The organism is Faecalibacterium sp. Marseille-P9590 (genome assembly GCF_017377665.1).
Lineage (GTDB): Bacteria > Bacillota > Clostridia > Oscillospirales > Ruminococcaceae > Faecalibacterium.
Genome location: NZ_JAFREF010000002.1, coordinates 287,984 through 311,209 on the forward strand (window position 1 = coordinate 287,984; position 23,226 = coordinate 311,209).

Annotated in this window: 24 protein-coding genes and 1 other annotated feature; of the genes, 20 read left to right on the top strand and 4 right to left on the bottom strand. The window is 61.6% G+C overall.

Going from position 1 to position 23,226, the window contains the following annotated elements; all coding sequences use genetic code 11:
- The 14 genes from smc (at position 1) to J3349_RS04035 (ending at position 15,222) form a co-directional block, all read left to right on the top strand.
- Positions 1-3,558 carry a chromosome segregation protein SMC gene (gene smc / locus J3349_RS03970; protein ID WP_207676501.1) on the top strand — a complete coding sequence of 1,186 codons (3,558 nt, stop codon included), beginning with the start codon at positions 1-3 and terminating at the stop codon, positions 3,556-3,558.
- 168 nt (positions 3,559-3,726) lie between these two features.
- Complete coding sequence (ftsY, locus tag J3349_RS03975; RefSeq protein WP_207676502.1) at positions 3,727-4,668, top strand: signal recognition particle-docking protein FtsY; 942 nt, start codon at positions 3,727-3,729, stop codon at positions 4,666-4,668.
- Positions 4,669-4,679: 11 nt separating this feature from the next.
- A complete protein-coding gene (gene rdgB / locus J3349_RS03980; RefSeq protein WP_158402368.1) occupies positions 4,680-5,318 on the top strand; it encodes an RdgB/HAM1 family non-canonical purine NTP pyrophosphatase in 639 nt (212 codons plus the stop codon).
- 293 nt (positions 5,319-5,611) lie between these two features.
- The gene (locus J3349_RS03985) at positions 5,612-5,908 is read left to right on the top strand and encodes a YhbY family RNA-binding protein (RefSeq protein ID WP_005932885.1); all 297 of its coding nucleotides are present in this window, start codon (positions 5,612-5,614) and stop codon (positions 5,906-5,908) included.
- Positions 5,908-6,585, top strand: a complete 678-nt coding sequence (gene nadD / locus J3349_RS03990; RefSeq protein WP_207676503.1) for a nicotinate (nicotinamide) nucleotide adenylyltransferase — start codon at positions 5,908-5,910, stop codon at positions 6,583-6,585. Before J3349_RS03985 ends, nadD begins: the two co-directional genes overlap by 1 nt.
- The gene (gene yqeK, locus J3349_RS03995) at positions 6,539-7,114 is read left to right on the top strand and encodes a bis(5'-nucleosyl)-tetraphosphatase (symmetrical) YqeK (RefSeq protein WP_207676504.1); all 576 of its coding nucleotides are present in this window, start codon (positions 6,539-6,541) and stop codon (positions 7,112-7,114) included. Before nadD ends, yqeK begins: the two co-directional genes overlap by 47 nt.
- A 106-nt stretch (positions 7,115-7,220) precedes the next feature.
- The gene (locus J3349_RS04000) at positions 7,221-8,639 is read left to right on the top strand and encodes an LCP family protein (RefSeq protein WP_207676505.1); all 1,419 of its coding nucleotides are present in this window, start codon (positions 7,221-7,223) and stop codon (positions 8,637-8,639) included.
- Between the two features lie 15 nt (positions 8,640-8,654).
- Positions 8,655-9,035 (top strand): ribosome silencing factor, encoded by a 381-nt coding sequence (rsfS, locus tag J3349_RS04005; RefSeq protein ID WP_149793852.1) that lies wholly within the window; start codon positions 8,655-8,657, stop codon positions 9,033-9,035.
- A gap of 229 nt (positions 9,036-9,264) precedes the next feature.
- Positions 9,265-11,814, top strand: coding sequence for a leucine--tRNA ligase (leuS, locus tag J3349_RS04010; protein WP_207676506.1), 2,550 nt, complete (start codon positions 9,265-9,267; stop codon positions 11,812-11,814).
- A 122-nt stretch (positions 11,815-11,936) separates the two neighbouring features.
- Positions 11,937-12,113 carry a 30S ribosomal protein S21 gene (rpsU, locus tag J3349_RS04015; RefSeq protein ID WP_005928271.1) on the top strand — a complete coding sequence of 59 codons (177 nt, stop codon included), beginning with the start codon at positions 11,937-11,939 and terminating at the stop codon, positions 12,111-12,113.
- Between the two features lie 110 nt (positions 12,114-12,223).
- Positions 12,224-12,727, top strand: a complete 504-nt coding sequence (locus J3349_RS04020; protein ID WP_207676507.1) for a YqeG family HAD IIIA-type phosphatase — start codon at positions 12,224-12,226, stop codon at positions 12,725-12,727.
- Entirely contained in the window at positions 12,724-13,608 is an 885-nt protein-coding gene (locus tag J3349_RS04025; protein ID WP_207676508.1) for a TIM barrel protein, read from the top strand. Before J3349_RS04020 ends, J3349_RS04025 begins: the two co-directional genes overlap by 4 nt.
- A 367-nt stretch (positions 13,609-13,975) precedes the next feature.
- Complete coding sequence (gene efp / locus J3349_RS04030; protein ID WP_022257704.1) at positions 13,976-14,533, top strand: elongation factor P; 558 nt, start codon at positions 13,976-13,978, stop codon at positions 14,531-14,533.
- Between the two features lie 92 nt (positions 14,534-14,625).
- Entirely contained in the window at positions 14,626-15,222 is a 597-nt protein-coding gene (locus J3349_RS04035) for a CD1247 N-terminal domain-containing protein (protein ID WP_207676509.1), read from the top strand.
- 97 nt (positions 15,223-15,319) lie between these two features.
- On the opposite strand, the gene argS is transcribed toward J3349_RS04035, so the two are convergent.
- The 4 genes from argS to J3349_RS04055 form a co-directional block, all read right to left on the bottom strand.
- Positions 15,320-17,134: an arginine--tRNA ligase gene (gene argS / locus J3349_RS04040; protein WP_149793847.1), complete on the bottom strand. Its 1,815-nt coding sequence runs from the start codon at positions 17,132-17,134 to the stop codon at positions 15,320-15,322.
- A gap of 72 nt (positions 17,135-17,206) precedes the next feature.
- Positions 17,207-17,671, bottom strand: a complete 465-nt coding sequence (locus tag J3349_RS04045; RefSeq protein ID WP_158389536.1) for a DUF1934 domain-containing protein — start codon at positions 17,669-17,671, stop codon at positions 17,207-17,209.
- A 15-nt stretch (positions 17,672-17,686) separates the two neighbouring features.
- Complete coding sequence (gene murI / locus J3349_RS04050) at positions 17,687-18,511, bottom strand: glutamate racemase (RefSeq protein ID WP_149793845.1); 825 nt, start codon at positions 18,509-18,511, stop codon at positions 17,687-17,689.
- Complete coding sequence (locus tag J3349_RS04055) at positions 18,504-19,604, bottom strand: D-alanine--D-alanine ligase family protein (RefSeq protein ID WP_207676510.1); 1,101 nt, start codon at positions 19,602-19,604, stop codon at positions 18,504-18,506. Before J3349_RS04055 ends, murI begins: the two co-directional genes overlap by 8 nt.
- A 304-nt stretch (positions 19,605-19,908) precedes the next feature.
- Here J3349_RS04055 and rpmG point away from each other — a divergent pair, with 304 nt between their 5' ends.
- The 6 genes from rpmG to rplJ all read left to right on the top strand — a co-directional run bounded on the left by rpmG (position 19,909) and on the right by rplJ (position 23,196).
- Positions 19,909-20,058, top strand: a complete 150-nt coding sequence (gene rpmG, locus J3349_RS04060) for a 50S ribosomal protein L33 (protein WP_005920501.1) — start codon at positions 19,909-19,911, stop codon at positions 20,056-20,058.
- Positions 20,059-20,075: 17 nt separating this feature from the next.
- Positions 20,076-20,327, top strand: coding sequence for a preprotein translocase subunit SecE (gene secE / locus J3349_RS04065; protein ID WP_149793843.1), 252 nt, complete (start codon positions 20,076-20,078; stop codon positions 20,325-20,327).
- A 28-nt stretch (positions 20,328-20,355) separates the two neighbouring features.
- Positions 20,356-20,886: a transcription termination/antitermination protein NusG gene (gene nusG / locus J3349_RS04070; RefSeq protein ID WP_015563687.1), complete on the top strand. Its 531-nt coding sequence runs from the start codon at positions 20,356-20,358 to the stop codon at positions 20,884-20,886.
- Positions 20,887-21,020: 134 nt separating this feature from the next.
- Positions 21,021-21,446: a 50S ribosomal protein L11 gene (gene rplK / locus J3349_RS04075; RefSeq protein WP_149793842.1), complete on the top strand. Its 426-nt coding sequence runs from the start codon at positions 21,021-21,023 to the stop codon at positions 21,444-21,446.
- A gap of 57 nt (positions 21,447-21,503) precedes the next feature.
- A complete protein-coding gene (gene rplA, locus J3349_RS04080; RefSeq protein WP_015563689.1) occupies positions 21,504-22,196 on the top strand; it encodes a 50S ribosomal protein L1 in 693 nt (230 codons plus the stop codon).
- Between the two features lie 304 nt (positions 22,197-22,500).
- Positions 22,501-22,640 (top strand) — a sequence feature (ribosomal protein L10 leader region).
- Between the two features lie 40 nt (positions 22,641-22,680).
- Positions 22,681-23,196, top strand: a complete 516-nt coding sequence (gene rplJ, locus J3349_RS04085) for a 50S ribosomal protein L10 (RefSeq protein ID WP_015563690.1) — start codon at positions 22,681-22,683, stop codon at positions 23,194-23,196.
- Positions 23,197-23,226: the final 30 nt, after the last annotated feature.

Sequence of the window (23,226 nt, forward strand, 5' to 3'; positions counted from 1 at the left end):
ATGGTGTTCAAGGAACTGGAAATTCAAGGTTTCAAGAGTTTCCCCGATAAGGTCAAGATACGCTTCGACGAGGGCGTCACCGGCGTCGTCGGCCCCAACGGCTCGGGCAAGTCCAATCTGTCGGACGCGGTGCGGTGGGTGCTGGGCGAGACCAGCTCCCGCCAGCTTCGCGCTGCCGGAAAGATGGAGGACGTCATCTTCGGCGGCACCCGCCGCCGGGGAGCCATGGGCTTTGCCATGGTGCGCCTGACGCTGGACAACAGCGCCCACACGCTGGACATCGACGCCGACGAAGCCGTCATCGGCCGCAAATACTACCGCTCCGGCGAGAGCGAGTACACCATCAACGGCCAGCTCTGCCGCCTCAAGGACATCTACGAGCTGCTGCTGGACACCGGCATCGGCCGGGACGGCTACTCCGTCATCGGACAGGGCCGCATCGCGGAGATCGTCGCCGCAAAAAGCAGCGAGCGCCGCGAAATTTTCGAGGAAGCCTGCGGCATCGCCAAGTACCGTTACCGCAAAAACGAGGCGGAGCGGCGTCTGGCCGCGGCGGCAGAGAACCTCGAGCGTCTGCGGGACATCCTCGACGAGCTGGAAGCCCGGGTCGGCCCGCTGGAAAAAGAGAGCGAGAAGGCCCAGCGCTTTCTCGAGCTCAGCGCCCGGCGGAAGACGCTGGAAGTCACCCTCTGGACCGACGGCGTCCACCGCGCCCGGGAGGCCGTCCGCCGTCAGGTGCGGGACTATGAGACCGCTCAGGCCGAGTATGAGCGGTTTGACCGGGAGGCCAGAGCCGCCGAGGCCGAGGCTGAGAAGATCCGTATGCAGGCACAGCAGCTGACCATTGCCGTCGAGCGCCTGAATGGGGATATTCGCAGCATCACAGAAGAGCTTTCCGGCAGCGACAGCCGAATCGCCGTGCTGGAAAACGACATCGCCCGCAACGAGGAGAGCGCTGCCGCACTGCGGGAGGACATCGCCGCAGGCGAGCAAGACAGCACCGAGGCTGCCGCCGCGCTGGAACGCCACCGCGCCGTGGCCCGGTCCATGGCAGCGGCAGGGGAGAAGCTGGCCGCAGAGCTGGCCGAGCTGGACGCGGAACTGCTACGTCTGACCAGCGAGAACAACGCCAGCGGCGCCCGCCGGGACATCCTGAGGGCCGAGGTGGCCGACCTGACGGCGAAGCGTACCGAGGCACAGGTGGCGAAAGCCGCCGCCGAAGCCGCCGCTCAGGCCGCGCAGGAGCAGCTGCCCACCCTCGCCGAGAACACCGAGGCCCTCGAGGCCCAGCGGGACGAGGCAAAGCAGGACCTTGCCGATACCATCGAGTACCGGAAGATGCTGGCCGAGAACGAAAAGCAGCTGGCAAATGTGAAGGCCGGCGTGGAGCTCAAGCTGAAAGGCCGTCGCACCGCCCTCAATGAGGCCGATGCCGCCGAGCAGAAGCTTGGCCGTGAACTGGACGCCGCCCGTCAGCGCCTCGGCGTGCTGAAAGAGCTGGAAAAGAACATGGACGGCTACCAGAACTCGGTCAAGACGGTCATGCGGGCCGCGTCGGCCCGCCGTCTGCGGGGCATCATCGGGCCGGTGTCGTCGATTTTGAGCGTCGAGCCGGGGCGGGAAGTCGCCATCGAAACGGCATTGGGCGGTGCGCTGCAGAACATCGTGGTGGAGAACGAAGCCGCCGCCAAGGCCGGCATCGCCCTGCTCCGCAGCGAGAACGCGGGCCGCGCCACCTTTCTGCCGCTGGACACCGTTCAGCCCGGCTTTTTCCGGGGGAGTCTTTCCGGTTCGGCCCGGCTGGCGTCCAGCCTCGTCAAGGCCGACCTCCGCTATGCGAACATCGTGTCGAATCTGCTGGGCCGCATCGTGGTGGTGGACGACATCAACGAAGCCTCCCGTGTGGCCCGGGAGCTGGGCTACCACAACAAGGTGGTCACGCTGGACGGTCAGGTCATCAACGCGGGCGGCAGCTTCACCGGCGGCAGCGTCCAGCGGTCGGCGGGCCTGTTTACCCGCAAGCAGGAGATGGAAGAGCTGCGCGTCAGGGCCGCCAGGCTCCAGAAGGACTGCCTCGCGGCGCAGGACCGCACCGACGAGCTGAAAACGCAGGTGGATGCGCTGGCCGCAGAGCTGACCGCCACCGAGAGCGAAATCATTACGGCGGCCAATGACCGCATCCGCGCCGAGGCCGAACAGAAACGCCTCGAGGCGGCTGTGGAGCAGTCGGAAGCAGCGCTCGCCGGGCGTCAGGATGAGATGGAGCGGCGGAAAGCCCAGCTGGACGCCGCCCGCGCCCGTGCCGAAGACGCCGCAAAGCAGGAAGAAGCCCTTGCCGCCGACATCGAGACGCGGACGGCCGAGCTGGAACGCATCGCCGAGGGCGACGACGCCTTCCTTGCACAGCAGCGGAGCCTCGCCGAGCGCCTGAGCGCCAAGCGGATGGAGCAGCTGGCCCGTCAGAAGGACGCCGAGCTGGCCCGCAGCCAGATCGAAGCGCTGGAAAAACAGGCCAGAGACGCTGAGAGCCGCCGCGCCGCGCTGGAAGAGAGCCTCACGGCCCTCGCCGCCCGCAGCGGGGCCTGTCAGGAAGAGATAGAGGCTATCCGCCGGGCCAAGACTGACAGCACCGCGCTCATCGCGGCAAAAGAGGCCGAGATACGCGAGGCCACCGAGAAGCGCCTGCTCTGCCAGAAGGACGAGACGGAGGCACTTGCAAAAGGCCGCGCCGCCGCCGATGAACGGGAAGAGATGGGCCGCGAGATGGCCCGTCTGGCGGAGCGGAAAGCCGCCGCCGAGGGCGAATATGACCAGATGGCTGCGAAGCTCTGGGACGAGTATCAGCTGACCCTCTCTCAGGCCGAAGAGCTCTGCGTGGAGTTCGAGAACGTGAACGTCCTCCGGGCGCAGGTGGCCGACCTGCGGGGCAAGATACGCGCTCTGGGCAACGTCAATGTCAGCGCCATCGAGGAGTATCAGGAGGTCAAGGCCCGCTACGACACCCTCCGCGCTCAGGTGGAGGACGTCGAGGGCAGCAGGAACGAGCTGACCAGGATGATCACCAGCCTGTCGGGCCAGATGAAAGACATCTTCACCGACAGCTTCCGGGCCATCAACGAGAACTTTGGCCGCGTCTTCACCGAACTGTTCGGCGGCGGCGAGGCCAGCCTTGTGCTGGAAGATGAGAGCGACGTGCTCTCCTGTGGCATCGGCATCCGGGTGGCCCCGCCGGGCAAGGTCATCAAGAATCTGGAAGCCCTGTCCGGCGGCGAGCAGGCGCTTGTGGCCATCAGCATCTATTTCGCCATTCTCGCCGTCAACCCCGCGCCCTTCTGCATCCTCGACGAGATCGAGGCCGCGCTGGATGACGCCAATGTCGTCCGCTTCGCGCAGTATCTGCGCCGGGTGAGCGACAAGACCCAGTTCATCGTCATCACCCACCGCCGCGGCACCATGGAGGCCGCCAACGTCCTCTACGGCGTCACCATGCAGGAGGACGGCGTCTCCAAACTGCTCAAACTCGATTTGGAACAGGTTGACGCGGAACTGGTTTCGTAGGTATAATAAGATGGAATTGAACCTCTCCGTCAATGCTTCACGGACAGGCTTCCCTTCGTCCAACCTCTCAGTCTGCTTCGCAGACAGCTCTCCTGGTAGGGGAGGTGGCACGGCGTCAGCCGTGACGGAGAGGTTATCCCCCAACAAAACATATTAAGGAGAGAACCCATGGGACTCTTTGGATTTGGCAAAAAAGAAAAGGACAAAATGAAAGACGGCCTCGAAAAGACCCGCACGGGCTTTTGGGGCAACATCCTGAACACCCTCACCGGCAGCAAGATCGACGACGATCTCTACGATGAGCTGGAAGAACAGCTCATCCTCGCCGACGTGGGCGGCGACGTCGCCATGAAGCTGGTGGACGCCCTCCGCGACCGCGTGCAGGAAAAGGGCCTCAAGACCGGTGAACAGGCGGCTGACGCTCTGCGCGACATCATCGCCGACGAGATGCGCCCGGAGACCGAAATGGCGCTGGACGGCCATCCCGCCGTCATCCTCGTCATCGGCGTCAACGGCGTGGGCAAGACCACCAGCATCGCAAAGCTGGCCGACTACTACACCCGTCAGGGCAAAAAGGTCATGCTGGCCGCAGGCGACACCTTCCGCGCCGCTGCCAGCGAGCAGCTGGAGATCTGGGCGGGCCGCGCCGGTGTGCCGATCGTCAAGGCCGGCGAGGGCGCAGACCCCGCCGCCGTCATCTTCGACACCGTGAAGTCTGCCACCGCCCGGGGCTATGACATGGTCATCGCCGATACGGCCGGACGTCTCCACAACAAGTCGAACCTGATGAGCGAGCTGTCCAAGATCAGCCGCAGCGTCAAGAAGGCCGCTCCCGAAGCCAGCCTCGAGACCCTGCTGGTGCTGGACGCCATCACGGGCCAGAACGCCATCAGCCAGGCAAAGGAATTCTGCAAGGCTGCTGACGCCACCGGTATCATCCTGACCAAGCTCGACGGCACGGCCAAGGGCGGCTGCGTGGTGGCCGTCAAGCAGCGCCTCGGTCTGCCGGTGCGGTTCATCGGCGTGGGCGAGGGCATCGACGACCTCATCCCCTTCACCCCGGAGGGCTTTGTGGAAGAGCTCATCCCCCGCACGGGATGGAAGCATTAAGGAGCGATCTTATGAAGATTTGTGCAGCCACCGGCAACGCCGGAAAGCTCCGCGAGCTGCGGCGCATCCTCGAGGCTCAGGGCCACGAAGTGGTCAGCCAGAAGGAGCTGGGCATCACCATCGAGCCGGACGAGACCGGCACTACCTTTGAGGCCAATGCCCTCATCAAGGCCGAGACCATCTGCAAGGCCAGCGGCCTGCCCACCATCGCCGACGATTCCGGCCTCTGCGTGGACGCGCTGGACGGCGCCCCCGGAGTCTACAGCGCCCGCTACTGCGGCCACCACGGCGACGACGAGGCCAACAACGACAAGCTCCTCGAGAACATGAAGGACGTCCCGGTGGAGCAGCGCGGCGCGAAGTTCGTGGCGGCGGTCTGCTTCATCCTGCCCACCGGCCAGCACCTCACCTGCCGGGGCGAATGCCCGGGCCGCGTCGCCTTTGAGCGGCTGGCCGGGGACTACGGCTTCGGCTACGACCCGCTCTTCATCCCCGACGAGTGCGGTGTGGGCAAGACGGACAAGCGCCCCAACTCGGAGGGCCGCAGCTATGCCCAGCTGACTCCCGACGAGAAGGACGCCATCAGTCACCGCGGAAATGCGCTGGCGGAGATGGAGAAGGAGCTGCCGGAGTTTTTGGCGGAAAATTAACCTCTCCGTCATTGCTTCGCAATGCCACCTCCCCTACCGAGGGGAGGCCTTGGCATTTCGTGAAGCTTCGCCTCTTCGCCAGAGGCTCCCCTACTAGGGGCAACAACGACGACCGCCGCCAGTGGCGGAAGCAGGGAGTCATTGTTGGGGCCGCGGCCAGCAAGACGCAAGCGGAGCGCAGCGGATGCTGGGTGCCGCAACCCGGCCTTGTCTGCGAAGCAGACTGAGAGGTTGTACGAAGAGAAAACTTAGTAGAAAACAGAAATAAGCTGCAAATTAAAGGAGAAACTATTATGCTGACGAGCAAACAGCGCGCCATTCTGCGCGGCAAGGCAAACACCATGGATCCCGTTTTTATCGTGGGCAAGGGTGAGATCGACGAGACCATGATCCAGGGTGTGAAGGACTGTCTCGACGCCCGGGAGCTCATCAAGCTCAAGGTGCTTGAGAGCAGCATGTACAACGCCCGCGAGGCTTCTGTCAAGCTGGCCGAGGCCACCGGCGCCGACTGCGTGCAGGTCATCGGCTCCAAGTTCGTGCTCTACCTCCAGAAAAAGAAGGACAGCGCCTACGCCGACCTGCTGAAGTAATGCGTATCCTGCTTTACGGCGGCTCCTTCGACCCGCCCCACTACGGCCACCTGAACAACCTCCGCGCCGCCGCTGCCCGGGTCTGCCCGGACCGCGTGGTGGTCATGCCCGCGGGCGTCTCCCCCTTCAAGCAGGGAACATCCGCCCCCGGCCCGCTCCGGGTGGAGATGTGCGGCTGCTTTGCGGAGTTAGCCCGGGAGATGGGCTTCGGCCTCGAGGTCAGCGGCTGGGAGGTGGAGCAGGCGGAGCAGGGCCGGAAGAATTACAGCGTCCTCACGCTGGAAAAGCTGGCCCGGGAGAACCCCGGCGATGAGCTGTACCTCGCCATCGGCAGCGATATGCTGCTGAGCTTCGACGGGTGGCACCGCTGGGAGGACATCCTTCGTCTGGCCCATCTGGTGGTCACGAGCCGGAATGTCGGCGACGACCCGGCTCTCCACGCCAAGGCCCGGCAGCTGGACGCTTCCGGTGCGCGCATCCTGTTCGCGCCGGTGGAGGCTCTGCCCATGGCGTCCAGTGTTCTCCGCGCCCGCCTCGCCGCCGGAGAGGAATGTGAAAACGAGCTTCCGGCCTCGGTGCGCCGGGTCATCCGGCGCGAGGGGCTGTACACCAAAGGAGACGAAGTCACAAATGAATCAGAAACAGGCAAAAGAGCTTGTGCGCAGCCGACTGAGTGACAAGCGCTATGAGCACACCCTGAACGTGAAAAAAATGGCCGTTAAGCTGGCGAAGCGCTACGGTGTCGATGAGGACAAGGCTGCACTGGCCGCCCTGCTCCACGACTCGGCCAAGGAGATCTCCAAGGACGAGATGCGAGAACTGATGCGGCAGTATCCCCAGTACGCCGAGGGCGGGGAAGAGCGGCCTGCCTCCGTCTGGCACGGCATCTGTGCGGCCATCCTCGCCCGCACCCAGTGGGGCGTGGAGGATGAGGCCATCCTTTCCGCCATCGCCTGCCACACGGCAGGCAAGGCCGGGATGTCGAAGCTGGACAAGGTGGTCTACCTGGCCGACATGACCAGCAAAGAGCGGGACTGGCCGGGCGTTGGCAAGCTGCGGAAGCTGGAAATGAAAGACCTCGACGCCGCCATGCTGGCTGCGCTGAAACAGACCAACGATTTCGTCCTCTCCCAGGGCAAGCCGCTGGACCCCCAGTCCGTTGCCGCCTATGAAGACATCCTGGCCCATCAGAAGAAAGAATGCTGATTGCGAATCGTGGGGAAGAATGGTATACTAAAGAGTACAAAACCCTGAACAGGAGTTTTTCGGCCAACAGCCGACTCCCCAAAACGCTTGGAAGGAATAAGATGGAATGAGTCAGACTCCGCGTCATATCAAGACAGACCGTTCACTCAACCGCCCGACGGAGCGGCGGGCCGAAAAGGCTCCTGCATCCCGGCCCGTGCAGCCTGCCCAGCCGGACTTCTTTGCAGAGGAAAAGCCCGCCCCCGCAGAGCCTCCCCGCCGCGCGGGCGGCAGCGGCGGCGCAAAGCCGCCCCGCCGTTCGACCCCTGCGGGCGGCAATGAGCCTCCCCGCCGCCGCAAAAAGAAGAAAAAGACCCCGCTCTGGCTCCCGCTGGCTGTGACGCTGGCGGTGCTGGCCGTCATCTCGGGCGTGGTGGTGTATGCCGTCGGCATGGTGGGCAGGGTGGAAGAGAATCTCCGTCCGGAGGAGGACGCCCCCTCCATCACCGAGGAGATACAGACCCTCGAGGAGTACAAGGGCGATGTGGTCAACATCCTCGTCTGTGGCATCGACTATGAAGAAGGCCGCAACTACTCCAACGACCCCACCTCCAACGACGGCATGACGGACATGATCCTCTACTGCCAGTTCGACATCAAGGGCGGCGCGCTGCGGATGCTGCAGATCCCCCGCAACAGCCTCGTGTGTACCAAGAGCCGCAAAGTCACCCTCTCCAACGGCAAGACCTACGCCGCCACCAACTACCAGATCAACTCCGTGGCCCTCTCCAACGGCGGCAGCGTTGCCGCTCTGGCGGAGGTCATCTACGACCAGTACAAGCTGCCCGTCGATTACTACGTGACGGTGGATATGCAGGCTCTGGTGGAGATGGTGGACAACTTCGGCGGCATCGAGGTCTATATCCCCCACGATATGTCCTTTGCGGGCAGCGCCCTCAAGCAGGGCTACCGCAATCTGAACGGCGCATCGGCGGAGTTCTTTGTCCGCTGCCGCCACGGTCAGGGCTACTCCAACTCCGACATCGACCGCCTGAACATGCAGCGCTACTTCTACGCCGGCCTGTTCAAGCGGGTGCGCAGCATGGGCATCACCGATGTGCTCAACCAGCTGCCCCTCGTCTTCAACAACTATATCCACACGGATATGGACCTGACCACCATCGCAAAGATGCTGGTGTCCTTCACCCGCATCGACAGCGCCAACATCATGCTGGCACAGACCCCCGTTTTCATGGGTGTGCCGAACGTGGGCGTGACCGATACCTTTGACGGCTACTCCTGCGTGGTGCCGGACGCCGGCTCCATCGCAGAGCTGCTCAACACCTATTTCCGCAACTATACCGGCCCGGTGAGCGCCAGCGAGCTGAACCTCGTGACCAACGACTGGCCCCATGGCACCGCCTCCACCAGCGCCAACGTCCAGTTCGTGGGCCAGCTGGATAAGGAGTCGGACGACGCCATCCTCAGCGGCGACACCGACGTGGCGGGCGCTACCACCACCGACGGTCAGCCGGCCGGACAATGATAAGGAGAAAAATCTATGGATAAGAACATCGACAGCAAGACCCTTGCCATTGAGATCGCAAAGATCCTCGACAAGAAGAAGGCTCAGGACGTGCGGGTGCTCAAGGTGGACAGCCTGACCGTCCTCACTGACTACTTCGTCATCGCCTCCGGTACCTCCACCACCCAGGTGGGCTCTCTGGCCGACGAGGTGGAGTATGAGCTTTCCCAGAGCGGCATCGAGCCCCACACCACGGAGGGTTTTGACTCCAAGAACTGGGTGCTGCTGGACTATTCCAGCGTCATCGTCCACGTCTTCGTCCCCAACACCCGCACCTACTACGATTTGGAGCACCTGTGGGCCGACGGTGAGCCCATCGACATCTCGGAGTACCTGACCCCGGATAACAGTCTGTAAGAAAACAGCTCGGATGTGGAGATAACCTCTCCGTCACGGCTGACGCCGTGCCACCTCCCCTAACGAGGGGAGGCTTTGGCATTTCGGTAAACTTAATCTCTTCGCCAGAGGCTCCCCTCGATAGGGGAGCTGTCGAGCGAAGCGAGACTGAGAGGTTATCCACCGCATTGCTGAGTTTGTCATATATCATTGGTATTGTTTTAGAAAAAGTCTGGAGCTGATTACAAAAATGAAGTATGATTACAAGGCCGTGGAGGCCAAGTGGCAGAAGGTGTGGGAGGACGAAAAGACCTTCCACGTTGAGATCGACCACAAGAAGCCCAAGTTCTATGCACTGGTGGAGTTCCCGTATCCCTCAGGCGCGGGCCTGCACGTCGGCCATCCCCGCAGCTACACTGCGCTGGATGTCGTGAGCCGCAAGCGCCGCCAGAACGGTTATAACGTGCTCTACCCGATGGGCTGGGACGCTTTCGGCCTGCCCACCGAGAACTTCGCCATGAAGAACCACATCCATCCGGCCATCGTCACCAAGAAGAATGTTGACCACTTCCGGGAGCAGCTCAAGGCACTGGGCTTTTCCTTCGACTGGGACCGTGAGATCAACACCACCGACCCCGAGTATTATAAGTGGACCCAGTGGATCTTCCTGCAGCTGTACAAGAAGGGCCTCGCCTACAAGAAGGAAATGAACGTCAACTGGTGTACCGGCTGCAAGTGCGTGCTGGCAAACGAGGAAGTCGTCAACGGCGTCTGCGAGCGCTGCGGCAGCGAGGTCGTCCACCGCGTCAAGAGCCAGTGGATGCTGAAGATCACCGCCTACGCGGACAAGCTCATCGACGGTCTGGACGGTCTGGATTACATCGAGCGCGTTGCCACCCAGCAGAAGAACTGGATCGGCCGCAGCCACGGCGCAGAGGTCAACTTCGGCACCACCGCCGGCGACACCCTGACCGTCTACACCACCCGCTGCGACACCCTGTTCGGCGCTACCTACATGGTCGTCTCTCCCGAGCACGCCATGCTCAAGGAGTGGCTGGAAAAGGGCATCATCAAGAATGCCGACGCCGTCAAGGCTTATCAGGCCGAGGCTGCCCGCAAGAGCGACTTCGAGCGCAGTGAGCTGAACAAGGAAAAGACCGGCGTTCAGCTGGAAGGCGTCATGGGCATCAACCCCGTCAACGACAAGGAGATCCCCATCTTCATCTCCGACTACGTTCTGGCTACCTACGGCACCGGTGCCATCATGGCCGTGCCTGCCCACGATACCCGCGACTGGGAGTTTGCCAAGAAGTTTGGCCTGCCCATCATCGAGGTCGTCAAGGGCAACATCCCCTCCAACCTCGACGAGGCTGCCTTCACCGACGTGGCCACCGGTACGCTGGTCAACTCCGGCTTCCTCGACGGCCTGTCTGTCACCGACGCTAAGAAAAAGATGATCGAGTGGCTGGAAGCCAACGGCAAGGGCCGGGATAAGGTCAACTACAAGCTCCGCGACTGGGTGTTCAGCCGTCAGCGCTACTGGGGCGAGCCTATCCCCATGGTCAAGTGCGAGAAGTGCGGCTGGCAGCCTCTGCCCGAGAGCAGCCTGCCTCTGACCCTGCCCGACATTACCGACTTTGAGCCGGGTCCCGACGGTGAGTCTCCGCTGGCCCGCCACACCGACTGGGTCAAGACCACCTGCCCCTGCTGCGGCGGCCCTGCGACCCGCGAGACCGACACCATGCCTCAGTGGGCCGGTTCTTCCTGGTACTTCCTGCGCTATATGGACCCCCACTGCAAGGACGCCCTCGCTTCCAAAGAGGCGCTGGAATACTGGTCTCCGGTGGACTGGTACAACGGCGGCATGGAGCATACCACCCTGCATCTGCTCTACAGCCGTTTCTGGCATAAGTTCCTGTACGACATCGGCGTCGTGCCTTCTCCGGAACCCTACCAGAAGCGCACCGCTCACGGCATGATCCTGGGCCTGAACCCCCACAGCTTCGTCAACCTGCCCGCTGAGGAGCAGGAGAAGCTGCTGAAGGAGTACGGCAGCCAGAAGGCCGCCGAGAAGGCTCTGGAAGAGAAGTACGGTGAGATGGCCCGCCACCCCATCGTCAAGATGTCCAAGTCTCTGGGCAATGTCATCAATCCCGACGAGGTCGTGGACCAGTACGGTGCTGACACCATGCGTCTGTACGAGATGTTCATGGGTGACTTCGAGCAGGCCGCACCCTGGCAGACCTCTGCCATCGCCGGCTGCAACCGCTTCCTCGACCGCGTGTGGGCTCTGTCCGACAAGCTGGTGGAGGGCGAGGGCTATCGTCCCCAGCTGGAGACTCTGCTGCACCAGACCATCAAGAAGGTGGGCGCTGACATCGAGGGCCTGAAGATGAACACCGCCATTGCACAGCTTATGACTCTGGTCAACGCCCTGTACGACAACGGCGGCGCTACCAGGGCCGAGTTCGAGACCGTCGTCCAGCTGCTGAACCCGTTCGCTCCCCACATGACCGAGGAGCTGTGGGAGAAGCTGGGCCACAGCCACGACGAGCAGCTGGCCTACTACCCCTGGCCCAAGTACGAGGAGGCCAAGTGCGTTGAGAGCACGGTTGAGATCGCAGTACAGGTCAACGGCAAGGTCAAGGCCCGTCTGAAGGTGGCCGCAGACATCACCTCTGAGGACGCCATCGCCGCCGCAAAGGCTGACCCGGCTGTCGCCGAGGCTCTGTCCGGCAAGACCGTGGTCAAGGAGATCTACGTCAAGGGCCGTCTGGTCAATCTGGCCGTCAAGGGCTAAAGTTTTTTCAAAAAAACTTTCTGAAAAAGGTTGACGAACGCATGAAAATGCGCTATACTGTCTACTGTTAGTTACCATGTAACAACGAAATTCCTGCCTCACGGTCCAAGGGAGGGAATAAGATGTCGGAAATTCGTGTTAAAGAGGGCGAGTCGCTGGAGAGCGCACTGCGTCGCTTCAAGCGTAGCACTGCCCGCAGCGGTGTGCTCGCAGAGGTCCGTAAGCGCGAGGCTTACGAGAAGCCGTCTGTTAAGCGCAAGAAGAAGTCCGAAGCAGCCCGCAAGCGTAAGTTCAAGTAATTAACTGCTTGGAATCGCATTGTTGCTTTAGATTTCAAACGCGTTGCTAACGCCGATGTAGGGGAGCCTGTATTGCAGGCTCCCCTATTTTCATTGCAGGGAGAAATACTATGCTCATCACCCCCGAATATGTGTTCAAGGATGTTACCCACATCACCCCGGAGTTTCTGGCGGGCAAGGGCATCCGCGCCCTCGTGCTGGACATCGACAACACCCTGACAGCTGACCGCAGCCAGGAGCTGCCGGACGAAGTGGCCGGGTGGCTGGCTCAGATAAAGGAAGCCGGCATCGGCCTCACCATCGTCTCCAACGGTGCGGAGAAGCGCGTCCGGCCCTTCGCCGAGAAACTGGGCCTCGCGTACCTCTACCGTTCCGCCAAGCCTCTGCCCTTCGCGCTGATGGTAGCCCGCCGCCGGATGGGCGTGAAGCGGAAGCAGATGGCCATGGTGGGCGACCAGCTCTACGCCGACCGGATGGCGGCGGCCCTCTACGGCATCCCGGGCCTGATGGTCATTCCCCGCGGCCCCGACCTCGGCGCGCAGGTGGTGCTCAAGCGCAAGTGGGAAAAGCGCCACTGGCAGGAGTATTATGACCGGGGAGGGAAGACGCTGTGAGCGAGTGGCATATCCGGTTCGGCACTGCCGGCACCAGCGACAGCTTCGAGGCGAAGGGCTACAAGTCCAGCCTCGACATCCCCGCCTACACGGCAGAGATGGGACTGGACGCTTTCGAGTACCAGTGCGGCCACGGCGTCCGCCTCGGGGTGGACAAGGCCGGGAAGATGGCCGCAGACGCCGCAGAGCGGGGCATCCTGTTCAGCGTCCACGCACCTTATTATATCAGTATGTCCAGCCTCGAGGAAGAAAAGCGGCTGGGCAGCGTCCGCTATCTGCTCCAGAGTGCCGAGGTCTGCCGCGCGCTTGGCGGAAAACGCATCATCTTCCACTCGGGCAGCTGCGGCAAACAGAACCGCGAAGCCGCCCTCGAAAAGGCGCTGGACACCATGCGCCGTGCCGTGGAAGCGCTGGACGAAGCCGGTTACGGCGATATGACTCTCTGCCCGGAGACCATGGGCAAAATCGGCCAGCTGGGTACGCTGGACGAAGTATTGGCCCTCTGCGGGGTGGACAAGCGCATCACGCCCTGCATCGACTTCGGCCACCTGAACGCCCGGACCTTGGGCGGCATCCAGTCCAGGGCCGACTACGCCGCCATCCTCGACCGGATGGATGAGGTGCTGGGCGACGAGCGCGCCCGGCGGTTCCACGTTCACTTCTCCCGCATCGAGTTCTCTGCCGGCGGCGAGAAGCGCCACTGGACCTTTGCTGAGACCCAGTTCGGCCCGGAGCCCCAGCCCCTGATGGAGCTGCTGGCAGAGCGCCGCCTCGAGCCGGTCGTCATCTGCGAGAGCGCCGGTACGCAGGCCGAGGACGCACAGGCGATGCAGAGGATGTACGAGGCGGCGAGGGGGGAGCAACCTCTCCGTCAGCGCTGACGCGCTGCCATTGTCCGGGTTGCGGTACCCAGCATCCGCTTCGCTTTGCTTGCGTATTGCTGACCGCGGCCCCAACAACTCCTCCCTGTTTCCGCCACCGGCGGCGGTCGTCGTCGTTGCTCTACCGAGGGGAGGCTTTGGCATATCGGAAAACTTCGCCTCTTCGCCAGAGGCTCCCCTACCAGGGGAGCTGTCTGCGGAGCAGACTGAGAGGTTGTACGAAGGAAAACTTACCTTGTGTTCCACACTTTTTGTCATTTTCATCGTCTTTTTTACCGAAACCCCTTGCCAAATGGCGCGGGATTGGGTAAAATAAATAGAGATATGCGTAATGCATCTGAGACATTAAACTAATGGAGGAATTCCTATGATTTCTGCAGGCGAGTTTCGCAATGGCGTGACCTTTGAGCAGGACGGCCAGGTTCTTCAGGTCGTTGAGTTCCAGCACGTCAAGCCCGGCAAGGGCGCTGCCTTTGTCCGCACCAAGACCAAGAACGTCATCACCGGCTCTGTGGTCGAGACCAGCTACAACCCGACCGCTAAGTTCCCTCAGGCTTTCATCGAGCGCAAGGACGTGACCTACAGCTATGAGGATGGCGATCTGTACCACTTCATGGACAACGAGACTTACGATGACATCCCCGTCAACGCAAGCGACGTCCCCGAGAACTTCAAGTTCTGCAAAGAGAACGAGCTGTGCAAGCTGCTGAGCTACAAGGGCAAGGTCTTCAGCGTCGAGATCCCCAACTTCATCGAGCTGGAAGTCACCCAGACCGAGCCGGGTGTCAAGGGCAACACTGCCACCAACACCCTGAAGCCCGCTACCGTCGAGACCGGTGCTGAGATCCGCGTCCCCCTGTTCATCAACGAGGGCGACCACATCCGCATCGATACCCGCACCGGCGAGTATATGGAGCGCGTCTAATTTTCTGACGACGATAAGACCGGGCAGCGGGTGACCGTTTGCCCGGTTTTTTCTTAAAAAGAAGAGCTGTTTTGCGATAGGAGGTATTCCCTATGAAGGAAAAAGCTGCATACCTGAAGGGCCTGATCGACGGCCTCGGCATTGATGAGAACACCAAAGAAGGCAAGGTCATCAAGGCCATGAGCGAGCTGCTGAGTGAGATGGCAGAGACCGTGGACAGCATCGACGAGGATGTCACCCACGCCTACGACCAGATCAACGACCTGAGCGAAGAGCTGGAAGACCTTGAAGCAGACCTGTACGAAGACGAGGATGCCGAGGACGAAGAGGACGACTCCGACGACTCCGACGACGAGACCGAGTCAGACGACGATGACGACAACGCCGACGTGGCCGGTGAGCCTTATTATGAGGTGGCATGCCCTGCCTGCGGCAAGACCGTCTACGTGAGCGAGGACGACCTGGACGCCGGTGAGGCCATCTGCCCCAGCTGCAAGGTGGCTTTTGAGGTGGCTCTGGAAGACCCCGAGGACGACGAGGCCGCTGAGAACGACGGCCCCGTGCAGTACGAAGTGACCTGCCCCGCCTGCGGCGCCACCTCTGTGGTGGACGAAGAGGCCCTGCTGGACGGCGACCCTGTCTGCCCCAGCTGCGGCAAGCCGCTGGACTTTGAGGTAACGGAGGAGTAATTCTCCGCCTCCCGAAAGCACAAGACAAAAAGCGCCCCCGGAACTCAGATTCGAGTTCCGGGGGCGCTTTGCTTTTTATAAGGTACGGAGAAGCGGCTTACATCTTCTCAGGGACGTTGATCTTGAACATGGTGAGCACGTTGAAGATGACGTTCTTGACGCCGATGCAGAGGGCCAGACGGGCCTGCTGGACGGCGGGGTCTGCGCCCTGGATGCGGCAGCTGCCGTAGAAGCGGTGGAAGGCGCTGGCCAGGTCGATGACGAAGCGGTTGATGCGGCTGGGGTCGTACTTCTCGGCGGCCATGACGATCTCCTGCGGGAAGGCGGCCAGCATCCGGATGAGGTCCATCTCGGAAGGCTCGGTCAGCAGGGTGGCGTCGATGTTCTCAGCGCCTGCGAAGGCCACGCCCTCGCTCTCCATCTTCTTGAGGATGGAGCAGATGCGGGCGTGAGCGTACTGGACGTAGTAGACCGGGTTGTCGTTGTCGGTCTTGACGGCCTGGTCCAAGTCGAAGTCGATGCCGCTGCCGGCGTCGTGCATATTGAACAGGAAGCGTGCGCTATCGATGGGGACTTCTTCCAGCAGGTCGGTCAGGGTGATGGCGTTGCCGGTGCGCTTGGACATCCGGACGGGCTGACCGTCACGCATCAGGTTGACCATCTGCATCAGCACGACGTCCAGATCCTCGCCGTGGAGGCCGATGGCGTCCATGGCACCCTTCATGCGGGCGACGTGGCCGTGGTGGTCAGCGCCCCAGACGTCGATGGCCTTGGCGAAGCCGCGGGTGGCCAGCTTGTTGTAGTGGTAGGCGATGTCGGCGGCAAAGTAGGTGGGGATGCCGTTGGCACGGACGAGGACTTCGTCCTTGGCTTCCTCCTCGGTGCCGTCGTCGGTCTTCTTCTTGTTGACGGTGCCGTACTTGGCAGCGTACTGTGCGCTGCGGTACATGATTGCACCGTCCTCGGCCTTGTAGCAGGCACCCAGCTCCAGCAGCTTGTCCACCACGGCCAGCACAGCACCGGACTCGTGGAGGGTGCTCTCATGGAACCAGACATCGTAGTCGATGCGGTACTTGCCCAGGTCGCGCTTGAGGGCGGCGATGTTCTTGGGCAGGGCGTAGGCAACGAGGGCGTCCTTTAGAGCTGCGAAAGCCTCGCTCTCGAAGAGGGTCTCCTCGTCCATGCCTTTGCAGGAGGCAACGTATTTGTCGCCGTTCAGCTCAGCGAACTCACCGGCCAGCACCTTGATGTCGCCGCCCTGATAGCACTCGGCGGGCAGGGGATAAGCCTCCTCGCCGCAGTACTTCTGCAGGTAGCGGACAGCGAGGCTCTTGCCGAACTTCTGGATCTGGTTGCCTGCGTCGTTGATATAGAACTCACGGGTCACGTCGTAGCCGGACCAGTCGAGGACAGCGGCCAGGCAGTCACCCAGAGCGCCGCCGCGGGCATTGCCCATGTGCATGGGGCCGGTGGGGTTGGCGGAGACGAACTCCACGTTGTACTTGGCACCCTTGCCGTGGTCGGTGCGGCCATACTCCTTGTTGGAGCAGGCACCCAGCACGACGCCGGCCCAGAAGGAGGGGGCGAGGAACAGGTTGATGAAGCCGGGGCCGGCTACTTCGACCTTGGCGAAAACGCCGCCGTCCAGTGCGGGCAGGTGGGCGATGAGGGCGTCGGCGATCATCTTCGGGGCCTTGCGCCAGGTGCGCGCGCCGGCCATGGCGATGTTGGAGGCGATGTCGCCGTTCTTGACGTCGGCGGGGATCTCTACGATGAAGGCGGGCAGCTCGGCCTCGGGCAGGGTGCCGTCGGCCATCGCAGCCTTGGCGGCGGCGGTCAGCAGGGCGCGGGCCTCGTCCAGCGCGGTCTGCCGGGGGTTGTAGTTCTGGTAGGTCTTTTCAAAGTCGGTCATTTCAAGTGTCCTTTCGTGTTTGAGTGCGAAGCCCGCTTGCCGCAGGAGCCGCAGGCAAAAAACAATGAGAAGTCAGTTGACGTGCTGTACCGTCATTTCCAGCGTGTTGCGGCTGACGATGCGGGCGTCGTCGGCGTCCAGCAGGTAGCTGAACGCCGCGCTGCCGCCCTTCTCGGTCAGCTTGCAGTCGATGCCGTCGCCGGTGACGCCCAGAGTGAGGGAGCCCACCTCCGTCTCGTAGTGGCAGAGATTGCGGCGGTCCCGCTCGATGAGGAGCTGGCTGTTGGCCCGCCCGAACCGGAGCAGGGCCACTCGGCTGCCGTCCTCGGCGATCTTGATGGTAGTGGTGCAGCCCTCGAAGCCGATGGTCTGCGTCTCCTTATAAGAGATGTAGTAGCTTCCGTTCTTTTTGGTAAAGCTGCCCCGGGTCATCAGCTCGATGTGGTCGCGGTCCTCCTCGCGGATGACGCCCTCATTGTCGAACTGGTCGATGGAGCTCTTGATGCGGATGATGTAGTTTTCCAGTGGTTTGCTCACAGTTTTGCGTCCTTATCAGTATTTGTCAATGGCGATCTGGTCGATGAGCCCGCCCTTGTACTCCCCGAGGAAGAGGTCGGCGGTCTGGGCGAAGCTGTCCGGCACGTCGCTGACGTAGAAGTGGGCCTCGCCCTTTTCGTGGTTTCCCTTCAGGCCGTGCTCGCTGAGCGTCCGCTCCAGATGGTGGGCGGCGGTCTGGGCCGGGTCCACGAGGGTGACGTTCCTGCCCATGTACCAGCCTATCATCTCTTTGATGAGGGGGTAGTGGGTGCAGCCGAGGATGAGGGTGTCCACCCCGGCCTCCCGCACCTCGGCCAGATACTGGGCGATGACCAGACGAGTTACCTGCTGCTTGTCGAGGGCGCTGTGGTCCACATAGCCGGCCTCCACGAGAGGCACGAAGAGGGGGCAGGGCCGGGCCGTGATCTCCACGCCGGGAACGAGCTTGCGCAGGACGGTCTCATAGCTGCGGGAGCGGATGGTGGCCGCCGTGCCGATGACGCCGATGCGGCGGTTCCGGGTGACGAAAGCGGCCTCCCGCGCCGCAGCGTCCACGACGCCCAGATAGGGGACGGGGAGCTTTGCGGCCTCGGCGGCGGGGTAGATGCTGGACACCGTGCCGCAGGCGGCCATGATGCACTTGACATCCTTCGAGAGCAGGAATGCGATGTCCTGCCGTGCATACTGCAAAATAGTCTCAGGGCTGCGGCTGCCGTAGGGGACGCGGCCGGTATCGCCGAAGTAGACGATATTCTCGTTGGGGAGGCGCTTGCGCAGCTCCCGCACGCCGGTCAGACCGCCAAGGCCGCTGTCGAATACGCCGATGGGACGGTTATCCATGCTGCTTTTCCGTCCTTTCCAGAGCCAGAGCGATGAGGCGGTCGATGAGGGCAGGCACGGGGATGCCCTCATGCTCCATCAGCTTGGGGTACATACTGATGGGGGTGAAACCGGGGAAGGTGTTGATCTCGTTGATGAGGACGCGGCCGGTGTCCTTCTCCACAAAGAAGTCGCAGCGGGCCAGACCCTCGCAGCCCAGCGCCGTATAGGCCATGGCGGCGTAGGTCTTCACCTCGTCCAGCTTTTCCTCGGGCAGTTTGGCCGGAATGACCACCTGACTGACGCCGTTCTTGTATTTGTCGTCGTAGGTGTAGAACTCGGCACCGGCCAAGATCTCGCCCGGGCGGGTGGAGACGGCGGGGTCGGAGCCGATGACGGCGCACTCCACTTCGTGGCCGTCCACGAAGGCCTCGAACACCACCTTGCGGTCGTTGGCGAGGGCCAGCCGGATGGCGGCCTTCAGCTCATCGCGGTCATGGGCCTTGGTGATGCCCACGCTGGAACCGGCGTTGGCGGGCTTGACGAAGATGGGCCAGCCCAGCTTTGCGATGACGCCGTCGCAGACGCCGTCGGGGTCAGACTCGATCTCCCAGCGGGTGGCGGAGAGCCACTTAGTGTGAGGGATGCCGGAGGCGTCGAACATGGCGTTGGCGACTGCCTTGTCCATGCAGACCGCGCTGGCCAGAACGCCGCAGCCTACGTAGGGGATGCCGGCCAGCTCCAGCAGGCCCTGCACAGTGCCGTCCTCGCCCCACAGGCCGTGGAGCACAGGGATGACCACGTCCACATGGACCTTCTCCACCTGCCCGGCGGGGGTGAAGAGGATGAGGCCGTGGTCGGCACGGTCGGGGCTGAGCACGCAGGGCATATTGCCCGGCAGCTCTTCCCAGCTGCCGTCGGCCATCTGGGCCGAGTCGGCCTCGGTGTAGAGCCAGCGGCCCTCTTTGGTGATGCCAATGGTCAGCAGCTCGTACCGCTGGCGGTCGAGCTGGTCCACGAAGGTGCCGGCGGACACGCGGCTGACCTCGTGCTCGCTGGACATTCCGCCGAACAGGACGACCACACTCATTTTATGTTCAGAATCGGATAACATAATCGATCTCTCCTGATTTCAGGACCGCTGCGCGCGGCAGACAGCCCGAAGTTTTGTCTATATACATAGATATACTTATTATATAATATTTATGCCCGGGATGCAAGCGGTGCCGCGCAGTCGGGCGAAGAGAAAGAAAATACAAAAAACCTGAAAAAACGCAGATTCCCCGCTTGACGAATGGAAAAAGACGTGTTACAATGGTAACACCTCTTTTGCGGGGTTATTAAGTGCGCCTGTCGGACGGGTGCTCCCGCAAGCCGAGGGAGGTTCAAAACAACCGTTATAATGGAGGTGTCAACAAATGACCGTTAAAATCACTCTGGCCTGCACCGAGTGCAAGCAGCGCAACTACAACACCACGAAGAACAAGAAGAACAACCCCGATCGTCTCGAGATGAAGAAGTACTGCCGCTTCTGCAAGAAGCACACCGTTCATCGCGAAACCAAGTAAGAAAGGCGGACAACATCATGGCAGACAAAACCGAGAAAAAGCCGGGCTTTGTGGCCAGAATGAAGGCCGCCGTGAAGGGTTTTGCCGCAAATGTGGCAAAGTTCTTCCGCGACACGAAGAGCGAGCTGAAAAAGGTCGTGTGGCCGTCTAAGGCGGACATCAAGACCAACACCGTCGTGGTGCTCGTGACTGTGGCGATCGCCGCCGTCGTGATGATCGCACTGGACGCCATCTTCGGTGGCATCCTGGGCCTTATCATCGGCGCTTGAATCATCTTGAAACGGAGGGTCAACCAGAATGGAAGAGCAGTCCAATGAGGCGCTTTGGTATGTCGTGCATACCTATTCCGGCTACGAGAATAAAGTGGCAACGGACTTACAGACCATGGTGGAGAACCGCCGCCTGCAGGATCTGATCTGTGACATCAAGGTCCCGACCGAGATGGTCCCCGAGATCAAGGACGGCAAGGAGCGTATGGTGGAGCACAAGCTGTTCCCCGGCTACGTTCTGGTCAAGATGGTCATGAACGACGATACCTGGTATGTCGTGCGCAATACGCGCGGCTGCACCGGTTTCGTCGGCCCTGCCTCGAAGCCTGTCCCCCTGACCGCTGAGGAAGTGGAGAAGATGGGCGTCGAGAAGGCGGCTCCGCTGACCGTCGATTTCAACGTCGGCGATACCGTGCAGATCACCGCCGGCCCCCTGGAAGGCTTTATGGGCCTTGTGGAGGGCATCGATACCGAGAGCTTCAAAGTCAAGCTCAAGGTCAATATGTTTGGCCGCGAGACGCCCGCAGAAGTGGACATCGCGCAGGTCGAGCTGCCGTAACCAACCGGCATCCGTTCTACCAAGGTAAGACCGCAGTGCGGTTCTTATAGAGCGTGTACACCGCGTATGCGCTCGTGGGAGGCGCGGAGACACCGCGCCGCAACTCACCACAGATTTTTGGAGGTGCATTTACTATGGCACAGAAAGTTACTGGCTACATTAAGCTGCAGATCGAGGCCGGCAAGGCGACTCCGGCTCCCCCTGTTGGCCCTGCTCTGGGTCAGAAGGGCGTCAACATCATGGCCTTCACCAAGGAGTTCAACGAGCGTACCAAGAACCAGATGGGTTATGTCATCCCCGTCGTCATCACTGTCTACGCTGACCGCTCCTTCAGCTTCATCACCAAGACTCCTCCGGCAGCCGTTCTGATCAAGAAGGCCGCTGGCATCAACACCGCTTCCGGCAAGCCCAACAAGGAAAAGGTCGCTACTCTGACCGCCGCTCAGGTGGAAGAGATCGCTAAGACCAAGATGCCCGACCTGAACGCTGCTTCTCTGGAAGCTGCCTGCAGCATGGTCCGCGGCACCTGCCGTTCCATGGGCATCGTCGTCGAGGGCTGAGACATAAACAGTGGGAGGGCATAACACTGCCCGCATGACCACACAGGAGGATATACAATGAAACATGGCAAGCACTATGTCGACGCTGCAAAGCTGGTCGATTCTACTAAACTGTACGAAGTGAACGAGGCTCTGGAGCTGGCCTGCAAGACCGCTTCCGCCAAGTTCGACGAGACCGTCGAGCTGCACGTCCGTCTGGGCGTTGATGGCCGTCACGCTGACCAGCAGGTCCGCGGCGCTGTCGTTCTGCCCAACGGCACCGGCAAGACCGTCCGCGTCTGCGCCATCGCTAAGGGCGCTGCCGCCGCTGCTGCTGAGGCAGCCGGCGCTGACATCGTCGGTGATGACGAGCTGATCGCAAAGATCGCCGGCGGCTTCATGGACTTCGACGTTGTCGTCACCACCCCCGACATGATGGGCCGCGTTGGCCGTCTCGGTAAGGTCCTGGGCCCCCGCGGCCTGATGCCCAACCCCAAGGCCGGCACTGTCGCTCCCGATCTGGGCAAGGCAGTTTCTGAGGCCAAGGCTGGTAAGATCGAGTACCGTCTGGACAAGCAGAACATCATCCATGTCCCCGTGGGCAAGGCTTCCTTCGGTGCAGAGAAGCTGTACAGCAACCTGGATACCGTCATGAGCGCCATTGCAAAGGCAAAGCCCGCCGCTGCAAAGGGCACTTACTTCAAGAGCGCTACCATCGCTACCACCATGGGCCCTGGCATCCGTCTCAACACCCTGAAGTACGGTGTCTGATTTTTGAATTGAAGGAATAACCTCTCAGTCTCGCTGTCGCTCGACAAGGCCGGGTTGCGGCACCCAGCATCCGCTGCGCATTGCGCGCGTCTTGCTGGCCGCTGCCCCAACAACGACTCCCTGTTTCCGCCACTGGCGGTGGTCGTCGTTGTTGCCCCTAATAGGGGAGCCTCTGGCGAAGAGATTGGGCTTTGCGGTATGCCAAGGCCTCTCCTCGATAGGAGAGGTGGCAATGCGAAGCATTGACGGAGAGGTTTTTTTAAGAAAATTCAAAAAAGCACTTGACAATCCCGCACGTTTGCGGTAAAATAATCATGCTGTTTTTGAGACAGCAGGTGCTGGAGTCCAGCGTAAGGCTATGCCGCCTGCCGAGAAACGTGCGTAAAGTTGTTTTATGCCTCTTTCTCGGACCATGTGCGGGAAAGAGGCTTTTTTCGTTGCTCACCAGCTTTCGATATAAGTTTTTGAAACGAGGTGAAACCGAATGCCCAGTGCAAAGATTCTTTCTGAGAAGCAGGCTTACGTCGCTGATCTGAAGGCAAAGTTTGAGAGTGCGGTTTCCGGCTGCGTCGTCGCTTACGGCGGCATCAACGTCGAGAACGACACCAAGCTCCGTAAGGAGCTGCGTGAGGCAGGCGTCGATTACATGGTCGTGAAGAACACCATGCTGCGTCTGGCTGTCAAGGGTACTTCTCTGGAGACCCTGGCTGAGCAGTTCAAGGGCGATACCGCTATCGCTTTTGCTCACGAGGAAGACCCCATGTCCGCTGCCCGCATCCTGTGCAAGTACCAGGACGGCGATAAGTCCAAGAAGTTCGTCGTGAAGGCTGGCTTCATGGAAGGCAAGGTCATGGACGCTGCCGAGACCAACGCCATCGCAAAGCTGCCCAACCGCGAAGGCATGCTGTCCATGTTTGCAGGCGCCCTCACCAGCACTCTGTCTGGTCTGGCTGTTGCAATGCAGGCTTATGCCGACAAGCAGGAGGAGCCCGCTGCCTGATGGCCGCGTGACCGCTGCTTAAAAAACATC

Bases quoted from the DNA above. Each gene is read 5' to 3' on its own strand.
- smc (WP_207676501.1), top strand. From the start codon at position 1: ATGGTGTTCAAGGAACTGGAAATTCAAGGTTTCAAGAGTTTCCCCGAT.
- ftsY (WP_207676502.1), top strand. From the start codon at position 3,727: ATGGGACTCTTTGGATTTGGCAAAAAAGAAAAGGACAAAATGAAAGAC.
- rdgB (WP_158402368.1), top strand. From the start codon at position 4,680: ATGAAGATTTGTGCAGCCACCGGCAACGCCGGAAAGCTCCGCGAGCTG.
- J3349_RS03985 (WP_005932885.1), top strand. From the start codon at position 5,612: ATGCTGACGAGCAAACAGCGCGCCATTCTGCGCGGCAAGGCAAACACC.
- nadD (WP_207676503.1), top strand. From the start codon at position 5,908: ATGCGTATCCTGCTTTACGGCGGCTCCTTCGACCCGCCCCACTACGGC.
- yqeK (WP_207676504.1), top strand. From the start codon at position 6,539: ATGAATCAGAAACAGGCAAAAGAGCTTGTGCGCAGCCGACTGAGTGAC.
- J3349_RS04000 (WP_207676505.1), top strand. From the start codon at position 7,221: ATGAGTCAGACTCCGCGTCATATCAAGACAGACCGTTCACTCAACCGC.
- rsfS (WP_149793852.1), top strand. From the start codon at position 8,655: ATGGATAAGAACATCGACAGCAAGACCCTTGCCATTGAGATCGCAAAG.
- leuS (WP_207676506.1), top strand. From the start codon at position 9,265: ATGAAGTATGATTACAAGGCCGTGGAGGCCAAGTGGCAGAAGGTGTGG.
- rpsU (WP_005928271.1), top strand. From the start codon at position 11,937: ATGTCGGAAATTCGTGTTAAAGAGGGCGAGTCGCTGGAGAGCGCACTG.
- J3349_RS04020 (WP_207676507.1), top strand. From the start codon at position 12,224: ATGCTCATCACCCCCGAATATGTGTTCAAGGATGTTACCCACATCACC.
- efp (WP_022257704.1), top strand. From the start codon at position 13,976: ATGATTTCTGCAGGCGAGTTTCGCAATGGCGTGACCTTTGAGCAGGAC.
- J3349_RS04035 (WP_207676509.1), top strand. From the start codon at position 14,626: ATGAAGGAAAAAGCTGCATACCTGAAGGGCCTGATCGACGGCCTCGGC.
- argS (WP_149793847.1), bottom strand. From the start codon at position 17,134: ATGACCGACTTTGAAAAGACCTACCAGAACTACAACCCCCGGCAGACC.
- murI (WP_149793845.1), bottom strand. From the start codon at position 18,511: ATGGATAACCGTCCCATCGGCGTATTCGACAGCGGCCTTGGCGGTCTG.
- J3349_RS04055 (WP_207676510.1), bottom strand. From the start codon at position 19,604: ATGTTATCCGATTCTGAACATAAAATGAGTGTGGTCGTCCTGTTCGGC.
- rpmG (WP_005920501.1), top strand. From the start codon at position 19,909: ATGACCGTTAAAATCACTCTGGCCTGCACCGAGTGCAAGCAGCGCAAC.
- secE (WP_149793843.1), top strand. From the start codon at position 20,076: ATGGCAGACAAAACCGAGAAAAAGCCGGGCTTTGTGGCCAGAATGAAG.
- nusG (WP_015563687.1), top strand. From the start codon at position 20,356: ATGGAAGAGCAGTCCAATGAGGCGCTTTGGTATGTCGTGCATACCTAT.
- rplK (WP_149793842.1), top strand. From the start codon at position 21,021: ATGGCACAGAAAGTTACTGGCTACATTAAGCTGCAGATCGAGGCCGGC.
- rplA (WP_015563689.1), top strand. From the start codon at position 21,504: ATGAAACATGGCAAGCACTATGTCGACGCTGCAAAGCTGGTCGATTCT.
- rplJ (WP_015563690.1), top strand. From the start codon at position 22,681: ATGCCCAGTGCAAAGATTCTTTCTGAGAAGCAGGCTTACGTCGCTGAT.